We start from the raw sequence: 11550 nt of genomic DNA on the forward strand, positions 1-11550 counted from the left end.
AAAATAAATAACAAAATGATAGAAAAGCTAGCAGAACAATTAGTTAATTTAACTGTAAAACAAGTTAATGAATTAGCCATTTTCTTAAAGAAAGAATATGGAATAAAACCAGAAACTACTTCAGTAAAAATGGAGAATACTTCGTCTCAAAAAGAAAAAACATATGAAAAAGAAGAAAAAAACTTTTTTAATATAATTTTAAAATCGTCTGGAAATTCTAAATTATCTGTAGTAAAATTAGTTAAAGAAATTACTGGAAAAGGTCTTAAGGAATCTAAAGATTTAGTAGATAATATTCCTAGTCTTCTTAAAGAATCTGTTAATAAAAAAGAAGCAGAAGATTTTAAAAATAGATTTGAAGAAATAGGAGCCGAAGTCGAATTAAAATAGAGAATATTTTACATTTTTTTTAAATTATCCATTAAATTAAAATTGGTGAATATAGAAAAAAAAAGAATCACTTTTGCTTCAGTAGCAAAACAAGTGGAATATCCTGATTTTTTGGATATTCAAATGAAATCATTTAAAGAGTTTTTTCAGTTAGATGCAAAACCGGAAGATAGAAAAAATGAAGGATTATTCAAAGCTTTTACAGAAAATTTTCCTATTTCTGATGCTAGAAATTCTTTTGTTTTAGAATTTAAAGGTTATTCAATAGATTCTCCTAGATATTCAATAGAAGAATGTATAGAAAGAGGTTTAACTTATAGTGTGCCTTTAAAGGCTAAATTAAAATTATATTGTACGGATCCGGAACATGAAGATTTTGAAACTGTATATCAAGATGTTTATTTAGGTACATGTCCTTATATGACTCCATCTGGATCTTTTATTTTTAATGGATCAGAAAGAGTAATTGTATCTCAGTTACATCGTTCTCCCGGGGTTTTTTTTGGTCAATCTCATCATGCTAACGGAACTAAACTTTATTCTGCTAGAATTATTCCATTTAAAGGATCATGGATAGAGTTTGCGACAGATATTAATAATGTTATGTATGCATATATTGATAGAAAGAAAAAATTACCTATGACAACTTTATTACGTGCGATAGGATATGAAAGAGATAAAGATATATTGGAAATATTTGATTTATCTGAAGAAATAGAAATAAAAGGAAACGATAAAAATATTATAAATAGAACCTTAGCAGCTAGAGTATTGAAAATTTGGCATGAGGATTTTGTCGATGAAGATACAGGAGAAGTTTTATCTGTGGAAAAAAATGAAATTCTTATAGAAAGAGATATTCTTTTAAAAGAAGAACACATTGATCTTTTAGTAAATCATGAAATCAAAACAGTTTTACTACATAAAGAAGGAGAGAGAAAAAAAGATTATTCTATTATTTATAACACTTTACATAAAGATCCTACAAATTCTGAAAAAGAAGCAGTAGAATATATTTATAGACAGCTAAGAAATACTGAACCTCCAGATGAAGAAACTGCTAGAGGAGTTATAGATAAACTTTTTTTTTCTGATGCGAGATATAGTTTAGGTCCTGTGGGAAGATATCGTTTAAATAAACGTCTTGGTTTAAATATAGATCCTGATTATTTAGTTTTAACTAAAGAAGATATTATTGCAATAATAGAACATTTGAATGCTTTATTCAATTCAAAAAGAGAAGTGGATGATATTGATCATTTATCTAATAGACGAGTAAGAACAGTAGGAGAACAACTTTATACTCAGTTTAGTATTGGTTTAGCTAGAATGGCCAGAACTATACGAGAAAGAATGAATGTTCGTGATAATGAAGTTTTTATGCCGGTAGATCTTATTAATGCCAAGACTTTGTCATCCGTAATAAATACTTTTTTTGGAACGAATCAATTATCTCAATTTATGGATCAAACCAATCCTTTATCTGAAATTACTCATAAGAGAAGACTTTCAGCATTAGGTCCTGGTGGTTTATCTAGAGAAAGAGCAGGTTTTGAAGTAAGAGATGTAAATTATTCTCATTATGGTAGATTGTGTCCTATAGAAACTCCAGAAGGACCTAATATAGGATTAATATCTTCTCTTTCTGTGTTTGCGAAAATAAATAATATGGGATTTGTTGAAACCCCTTATCGAATTGTATACAATCAAAAAGTAGATTTAAAATCTGAAGTAAAATATTTAAGTGCAGAAGAGGAAGAAGGAAGAATTATAGCACAAGCTAATGCTATTGATAAATATGGAAATTTTTTATCCGATAGAATTATATCCCGTGAAGATGGAGATTTTCCTATTGTTAAATCTAGTCAAGTAGATTATATAGATGTGGCTCCGAATCAAATAGCTTCTATATCTGCCTCTTTAATTCCTTTTTTAGAACATGATGATGCAAATAGAGCTTTAATGGGATCTAATATGATGCGTCAAGCCGTTCCATTATTAAAACCTGATGCTCCCATTGTAGGAACTGGATTAGAAGAACAAGTAGCAAGAGATTCTCGTATATTAATTAATGCAAAAAAAAATGGATTTGTAGAATATGTTGATGCTAATCGAATTATTGTTCGTTATGAAAGAACAGATAAAGAAAATTTAGTGAGTTTTGATCCTGTAGTTCAAGTTTATAATTTAGTTAAATTTAGAAAAACGAATCAAAATACATGTATAACCTTAAAACCTATTGTCAAAAGAGGGATGAAAGTAGTTAAAGGACAAATTTTATGTGAAGGTTATGCTACAGAAAATGGAGAATTAGCTTTAGGAAAAAATTTAAAAGCAGCTTTTATTCCGTGTAACGGATATAATTTTGAAGATGCTGTTTTGATATCCGAAAAAGTAGTAAGTGAGGATTGGTTTACTTCTATACATATAGATGAATATTCTTTAGATGTTCGTGATACGAAATTGGGTATGGAAGAATTAACTAATGATATTCCTAATGTGAGTGAAGAGGCGACTAAAGATTTAGATGAAAATGGAATAGTAAGAGTGGGAGCAGAAGTCAAACCTGGTGATATTCTTATTGGAAAAATAACCCCTAAAGGAGAATCTGATCCAACACCAGAAGAAAAATTATTAAGAGCTATTTTCGGAGATAAAGCAGGAAATGTAAAAGATGCTTCTTTAAGAGCTGAACCATCATTATTTGGAGTTGTGATAGATACAAAGCTTTTTACTAGAAGTATAAAAGATAAAACATCTAGAGCTCAAGATAAGATAAAAATAGTACGTTTGGAAAAAGAATATGAAAAAAAATTTTTAAATGTTAAAAATTTATTGGTCAAAAAGTTGCAGTCTATTTTAAATGGAAGATTATGTCATAATTCAATTTTTAATGATCAAAAACAGGAAATTGTAAAAAAAGGAGTTAAATTCACTACAAAAATACTAAATAATATACAAAATTATGTAGAAATTTATTCTAGTGATTGGACTGATGATATTCAAGTTAATAGTTTGATATCAGAAATTTTACATAATTACAAAATAACAATAAGCGATTTAAATAGTGCTTTTAAACATAAAAAATTTTCAATCACTGTTGGAGATGAATTGCCTTCAGGAATTGTTAAAATGGCGAAAGTATATATTGCTAAAAAAAGAAAGTTAAAAGTAGGAGATAAGATGGCGGGACGACATGGAAATAAAGGAGTTGTGGCTAGAATTTTAAGAGAAGAAGATATGCCATTTTTAGAAGATGGAAGCCCTGTAGATATTGTTTTAAATCCTTTAGGTGTCCCTTCCAGAATGAACATAGGACAAATATATGAAACGGTATTAGGATGGGCCGGGTATAAATTAAATATGAAATTTTCAACACCTATATTTGATGGGGCAACTATAGAAGAAATTTGCGAATATACAGACAAAGCGAAAATTCCTCGTTTTGGGACCACTTATTTATTTGATGGAGGAACAGGGGAAAGGTTTGACCAACCTGCTACTGTAGGAGTAATATATATGTTAAAGTTAGGTCATATGGTAGATGATAAAATGCATGCACGTTCAATAGGACCTTATTCTTTAATTACGCAACAACCTCTAGGAGGAAAAGCTCAATTTGGGGGGCAACGTTTCGGTGAAATGGAGGTTTGGGCTTTGGAAGCTTTTGGTGCTTCCAATCTTTTACGTGAGATTTTAACTGTTAAATCAGATGATGTTGTTGGTAGGGCCAAAACTTATGAGTCTATCGTAAAAGGAGAACCAATGCCTGAACCTAATAATCCAGAATCTTTTAATGTTCTTTGTTATGAATTAAAAGGGTTAGGATTAGATATCCGTTTAGAAGAATAAACTTTTGTAGTTTCATATTTTTTTTATATAAAAATGAATAAAAAAAAAGTAATAGATTTAATAAAATAACTATTCGATTAGCTTCTCCAGAAGTTATATTAAAAGAATCTAATGGAGAAGTGTTAAAACCAGAAACAATCAATTATCGTACTCATAAACCGGAAAGAGATGGACTCTTTTGTGAACGAATTTTTGGTCCAGTAAAAGATTATGAATGTGCTTGTGGCAAATACAAAAGAATTCGTTATAAAGGAATTGTTTGTGATAGATGTGGAGTTGAAGTTACTGAAAAAAAAGTGAGAAGAGAACGTATGGGACATATAAGCCTTGTAGTTCCTGTTGTTCATATCTGGTGTTTTAGGTCTTCACCCAATAAAATTGGGTATTTACTGGGTTTACCGTCAAAAAAACTTGAAATGATTATTTATTATGAACGATATGTTGTTATTCAAGGAGGATTAGGGTTACGTTTTGATGGATCTTCTTTTCATAAAGGAGATTTTCTTACTGAAGAAGAATATTTGCAAACTTTAAATAAGCTTCCAAAAGGAAATCAACAACTAGAAGATTCTGATCCAAATAAATTTATCGCTAAAATGGGGGCAGAATGCATAGAGGATCTTTTAAATAGAACAGATTTGGATCTGTTATCTATGGAATTAAGAAATCAAGTTCAGAATGAAACTTCTAAACAAAGACGTGCTGAAGCATTAAAACGTTTACAGGTCATTGAATCTTTTAAAGAAGGAAAAAAAATGGAGGAGATCCATCTTGGGATGATTATTCATGTGTTAGCTGTTATTCCTCCAGAATTACGTCCTTTAGTTCCTTTAGATGGAGGACGTTATGCCGCATCTGATATGACTGATTTATATCGTCGTGTCCTTATAAGAAATAATCGTTTAAAAAGGCTTATAGAAATTAAAGCACCTGAAGTCATTTTACGAAATGAAAAAAGAATGCTTCAAGAAGCAGTAGATTCTCTTTTTGATAATTCAAGAAAAGTTTCTGCCGTAAAATCAGAAGCAAATCGTCCTTTAAAATCTTTATCTGATGCATTAAAAGGAAAACAAGGTCGTTTTAGACAAAATCTTCTTGGAAAGAGAGTCGATTATTCCGCACGATCTGTTATTGTAGTAGGTCCACATTTAAAATTACATGAATGTGGATTACCTAAAGATATGGCTGCAGAACTTTATAAACCTTTTATTATACGAAAATTAATTGAGAGAGGGATAGTAAAAACAGTAAAATCTTCTAAGAAAATTATTGATAAAAGAGATCCCATGATATGGGATATTTTAGAAAATGTTTTAAAAGGACATCCTGTATTATTAAATAGGGCACCTACATTACATAGATTAGGAATTCAAGCTTTCCAACCTAAATTGATAGAAGGGAAAGCAATTCAATTACATCCTTTGGTTTGTGCTGCTTTTAATGCAGATTTTGATGGAGATCAAATGGCTGTTCATTTACCATTATCTCATGGTGCTATATTAGAAGCTCAACTTTTGATGTTAGCTTCTCAAAATATATTAAATCCTGCTAACGGATCTCCTATTACAGTTCCTTCTCAAGATATGGTATTAGGATTATATTATATGACTAAACCTTTATTATCAAATTCAAAAATAAAAGTAAAAGGAGAAGGACTTATTTTTTATTCCTCAGAAGAAGTTGAAATAGCATATAATCAAGGCGTAGTAGACTTACATGCTTTAATTAAAGTAAAAGTTAATCTTCGTGATAAAGAAGGGTTTGTTAGTAGAATAATAGAAACTACTGTAGGTAGAGTATTATTTAATCAAGTAGTACCTAAAAAAGTAGGGTTTATTAATGAATCTCTCACAAAAAAATCCCTAAGAGAAATTATAGGGAAAATATTACATTTTACAGATGTCCCTACTACTGCTAATTTTTTAGATGATATTAAAGAATTAGGATTTTATAACGCATTTAAAGGTGGTTTATCTTTTGGATTAGGCGATATTATTATACCTGATAATAAAAAAGATATGGTTTATCATGCAATAAAACAAGTAGATAATGTAAAGATCAATTATAACATGGGATTGATTACGAATAATGAACGTTATAATCAAGTAATTGATATATGGACAAATACTAACGCTATGCTTACAGAAAAAGTAATGAAATATATGCGTGAAGATAGACAAGGATTTAATCCAGTATATATGATGTTAGATTCTGGAGCTAGAGGTTCTAAAGAACAAATACGTCAGCTTTCAGGGATGCGTGGTTTAATGGCCAAACCTCAAAAAACTGGATCTTCTGGAGGCGAAATTATTGAAAATCCTATTTTATCGAACTTTAGAGAAGGACTTTCTATTTTAGAATATTTTATATCTACCCATGGAGCTAGAAAAGGATTAGCAGATACTGCATTAAAAACTGCAGATGCTGGATATCTTACAAGACGTTTAGTAGATGCCGCTCAAGATGTAATTATTAAAATAGAAAATTGCAAAACTTTGCGTGGACTAGAAATTTCTGCATTAAAAAAAAATGAGGAAATTGTAGAAACTTTATTTGATAGAATTTTAGGACGTATATCTTTAAATGATATTTATGATAAAGAGAATCAATTGATAATTTCTTCAGGGGAGATGATTGATGAGAAAATAGCAGAAATTATTGATAAGTCTGGAATTGAAATAGTAGAAGTGAGATCTCCTCTAACTTGTGAAGCTAAAATGGGAATTTGTTCTAAATGTTACGGTCGTAATTTATCAACAGGAGAAATTGTTAAAAAAGGAGAAGCAGTAGGGGTTATTGCTGCACAATCAATTGGAGAACCAGGCACTCAGCTGACTTTACGGACTTTTCATGTTGGAGGAACAGCAGGAAATATTACGGAATCTTCACAAATAAAAGCAAAATATAATGGAATTATAGAATTTGAAGATTTAAAAATTGTTCAAACAAAACAGAATTCTGATCAAGTGGGAATCGTCGTTTCTAGGTCTACAGAAATGAAACTTTTTGATTCCAAAAAATCATCCGTTTTAATGGTAAATAATATTCCTTATGGGGCCTATTTATATGTAAAACATGGAGATCAGTTGAAAACGGGAGATACTATTTGTAAATGGGATTTATATAATGCAGTTATTATTGCAGAATTTTCTGGAATAATATATTATCAACATTTAGAACAAGGTGTGACGTTTCAAATAGAAATAGATGAACAAACTGGATTTCAAGAAAAAGTAATAACAGAAGTTAGAAATAAAAATTTAATACCAACATTAAAAATTATTAATGAAAAAAATGAAGAATTAAAAGTATATAATCTTCCGGTTGGTGCTCATTTAATGGTAGAAGATGGAGAAAAAATAGATATAGGAAAAATATTAGTAAAAGTACCAAGAAGAACAGCGAAATCAGGAGATATTACAGGTGGATTGCCTCGTTTATCTGAATTATTTGAAGCACGTAATCCTTCTAATCCAGCTGTGGTTTCAGAAATGGATGGAATAGTTAGTCATGGAAAAATAAAAAGAGGAAATAGAGAGATTCTCGTAGAATCCAAAACAGGAGAAATCAGAAAATATCTTGTCAAACTATCTAATCAAATACTTGTGCAAGAAAATGATTATGTCAAAGCAGGTATGCCTTTGTCAGATGGAGCAGTAACTCCTAATGACATTTTAAATATAAGAGGACCTAGGGCTGTGCAAGAATATTTAATAAAAGAAATACAAGAAGTATATCGTTTACAAGGCGTAAAAATTAATGATAAACATTTTGAAGTTATTGTATTACAAATGATGAGAAAGGTAGAAGTGATAGATGTGGGAGATACAAAATTTTTGGAAGGGAATATAGAATATAAAGATGATTTTATAGAAGAAAATGATAGAATATCTCAGATGAAAGTAGTTGAGAATTCTGGAGATTCTGATATTTTTAAAAAGGGAGATATTATTAATTACAGAGATTTTAGAAACGAAAATGCAGTTCTAAAATATAAAAATAAAAAATTAATCAAAACCAGAAATGCAATTCCTGCTACAGCAAGACCCATATTACAAGGAATAACGAGAGCTGCGTTACAAACTAAATCTTTTATATCTGCAGCTTCATTTCAAGAAACAACAAAAGTTCTAAGTGAAGCAGCTATAAGTAGTAAGATTGATTATTTACACGGATTGAAAGAAAATGTAATTGTGGGACACAAAATCCCTGCAGGAACTGGATTAAAAGAATATGAAGATCTTTATCCAGATATAATATAAATTTAAAAGTTTAAGAAGATATTTTTTTCCATTGGTTTTTTATAGATACAGTTTTATTAAAAATGATTTGATTATTATCGTTTGTAATTTCATTATCTACATAAAAATATCCAATTCTTTGAAATTGAAAATGATCTCCTTTTTTTGCTTTTTTTAAGTATGGTTCTGCATATCCAATAATTCTATCTTTTGACTTAGGGTTTATATATTTATAAAAATCTATATCTGGATTTCTTTTTATAAAAAGAGGATTATAGAAATTAATTTTTATGGGAAAAGAATGTTTTAGAGAGACCCAATGTAAAGTACTTTTTACTCTTCCTTTTTCTTCAATTTTATTTTTTTTTCCAGATTTACTTTTAGGATCATAATTACAATGTATTTCTTTTATTTTTCCTTCAGAATTTCTTATGATCGAATTTGCTTTTATGATATAAGCATTTTTAAGTCTTACTTCTTTTCCAATACAAAGACGGAAAAAATTTTTTTCTTCTTTTTCCAAAAAATCATCTTTTTCAATATATATAAATTTTGAAAAAGGAACTTTTCTGTTTCCAAAATTAGAATCTTCTGGATTATTTTCTGCTTCTACCCATTCAGTAGTATTTGAATAATTATCAATAACTAATTTAATTGGATGTAATACAACCATAACTCTAGGAGCTATTTTATTTAAATGTTCTCTAATACAAAATTCTAAAAAAGATATATCTATAATATTATTCCTTTTCGTAATCCCTATTTTATGGATAAAATTTTTTAATGAAACAGAAGTGTATCCTTTACGACGTAATCCAGATATTGTTAAAATGCGTGGATCATTCCAAGATTGAATAATTTTTTTTTCAATTAAGTATTGAATTTTTCTTTTACTAGTTATTGTATGACTTAAATTTAATCTTGAAAACTCTATTTGTTTGGGTCTTATTTTATTTTTATTATCAATATAAATTTGATCTAAATACCAATTATATAACGGACGTCTGTTCTCAAATTCTAAAGAACATAAAGAATGAGAGATTTGTTCTATATAATCACACAAACCATGTGTCCAATCATAAGTTGGATAAATACACCATTGATATCCAGTTCTATGATGTTTTTTTCGTAAAATTCTATACATAATTGGATCTCGCATATTCATATTTGATGAACTCATATTAATTTTAGCTCTTAAAACACAAGATCCTTCTTTAAAAAATCCGTTTTTCATTTTTTCAAAAAGAAATAAATTTTCTTCTATAGATCGATTTCTATAATTACTGTTAATTCCAACTTCAAAAGGATTTTTTCTTTGAATTTGAATGATGTTTTGAGATTGATCATCTACATAAGCTTTGTTTTCTTTAATCAATTTTATAGCCCATTCATAAAGTTTAGGAAAATAATCTGAAGCATAACTTTCATTGTCCCAATGAAAACCTAAAAAAAGAATATCTTTTTTTATAGATTCTATAAAATTGATATTTTCTACTATAGGATTAGTATCATCAAATCTTAAATTAGTTGGAGATTTATATTTTTGACCTAATTCAAAATTCAAACATATAGCTTTCACATGCCCAATATGAAGAAATCCATTAGGTTCAGGAGGAAAACGAAATCTAATTTTTTTTATGGGAAATCCATTTTTTATATCTTCCTCTATAATTTTATCAATAAAATGTAAGTGTGATTTTATCTCCAGATAAATAATTCAATTGTGGAACGAATATAATCAATTTTTTGAAAAAAAATATATTTTTGCTGTGTTATTTTTAATAATTAGTACTTGAATTATACTGAAACAATTCAATGGATTTTTAAACGTCTTCCAATCTATCAAAAAACAGGATTGATATCATATAAACCAGGTTTAAAAAGGATACAAAATTTTTGTTCTTATTTGGGAAATCCACAAAATTTTTTTAAAAGTATACATGTAGGTGGAACAAATGGAAAAGGATCTACAGTACACATGTTATCTTCTATTTTACAAGAAGAAAAATATCAAACAGGACTATTCACATCTCCTCATTTAATAGATTTTAGAGAAAGAATAACCTGTAATGGTATTTTTATAGAAAAAAATTTTATTGTCGATTTTATAAAAAAAAATAAAAAATTTATAGAAAAAGAAAAAATTTCTTTTTTTGAAATGAATACAGCTTTAGCTTTTCAATATTTTAAAGAAAAAAAAGTAAATATAGCAATTATTGAAGTAGGAATGGGAGGCCGATTAGACTCTACTAATTTGATTACTCCAGAAATATCTGTAATTACAAATATTAGCATAGATCATACAGAAACTTTGGGTGATAATCAATTAAAAATTGCTTTAGAAAAAGCTGGAATTATAAAAAAAAACGTATCAGTCATAATAGGAAGAAGAATTTCTAGGGATGTCCGATTTCTTTTTTTTCAAGAGGCTTTAAAAAAAAACGCTCCAATTTATTTTTCCGTAAAATCTAAAAAAGATTCGCAGTATAAAATGCCTTTCAAAGCAGATTATCAAAATTTAAATAGAAGTATAGTATTAAAAATTATAAGGATTTTACATGATAGAAAAAATATCATAGTATCTAATCAATCAATAAAAAAAGGATTTAAAAATGTGATAAAAAATACAACCTTAAAAGGGCGGTGGCACATTTTACAAAAAAAGAACCCAAAATTATTTGTGATATAGCTCATAATGAAGAAGGCATATATATGGTGAATAAACAATTAAAAAAAGAATCATATGAAAAATTACATTTAGTTTTAGGTTTTGTAAGAGAAAAAAAAGTGGATAAATTATTAAAACATTTTCCTGTTGAATCTTTTTATTATTTTTGTCAACCTAATATAGATAGAAAATACTCAATTTATGATTTGATAATATTAATTAATAAATTATTTAAAAATCGTGATAGAATAAATTTTTATCCTTCTGTGATAAAGGCTTTTTTATATGCTAAAAGCAAAGCTAGTAAAAATGATTTGATCCTAATATCTGGAAGTACATTTGTTGTATCTGAAATATTGTTATATTATAAGAATTTTTTTCTTACATTTGAGTAAACAT

The 11550-nt window shown here is 28.2% G+C and carries 5 protein-coding genes and 1 pseudogene; 5 read left to right on the forward strand and 1 reads right to left on the reverse strand.

Annotation, left to right across the window (positions count from 1 at the left end):
• Positions 1–15: 15 nt before the first annotated feature.
• The 3 genes and pseudogenes from rplL to rpoC form a co-directional block, all read left to right on the forward strand.
• A complete protein-coding gene (gene rplL / locus K645_RS00890; protein WP_022564998.1) occupies positions 16–390 on the forward strand; it encodes a 50S ribosomal protein L7/L12 in 375 nt (124 codons plus the stop codon).
• A gap of 42 nt (positions 391–432) precedes the next feature.
• Positions 433–4242 carry a DNA-directed RNA polymerase subunit beta gene (gene rpoB, locus K645_RS00895; protein WP_022564999.1) on the forward strand — a complete coding sequence of 1270 codons (3810 nt, stop codon included), beginning with the start codon at positions 433–435 and terminating at the stop codon, positions 4240–4242.
• Positions 4243–4283: 41 nt separating this feature from the next.
• Positions 4284–8504, forward strand: a pseudogene (rpoC, locus tag K645_RS00900) (DNA-directed RNA polymerase subunit beta'); the annotation flags it as partial.
• A 10-nt stretch (positions 8505–8514) separates the two neighbouring features.
• On the opposite strand, the gene glnS reads toward rpoC, so the two are convergent.
• Positions 8515–10191, reverse strand: a complete 1677-nt coding sequence (gene glnS / locus K645_RS00905) for a glutamine--tRNA ligase (protein WP_041935991.1) — start codon at positions 10189–10191, stop codon at positions 8515–8517.
• Between the two features lie 84 nt (positions 10192–10275).
• Here glnS and K645_RS00910 point away from each other — a divergent pair, with 84 nt between their 5' ends.
• A complete protein-coding gene (locus tag K645_RS00910; RefSeq protein ID WP_022565002.1) occupies positions 10276–11172 on the forward strand; it encodes a folylpolyglutamate synthase/dihydrofolate synthase family protein in 897 nt (298 codons plus the stop codon).
• Positions 11127–11546 (forward strand): hypothetical protein, encoded by a 420-nt coding sequence (locus K645_RS03200; RefSeq protein ID WP_235043319.1) that lies wholly within the window; start codon positions 11127–11129, stop codon positions 11544–11546. The genes K645_RS00910 and K645_RS03200 overlap by 46 nt, the downstream gene beginning before the upstream one ends.
• Positions 11547–11550: the final 4 nt, after the last annotated feature.

It is taken from the genome of Blattabacterium sp. (Nauphoeta cinerea) (assembly GCF_000471965.1).
GTDB lineage: Bacteria > Bacteroidota > Bacteroidia > Flavobacteriales > Blattabacteriaceae > Blattabacterium.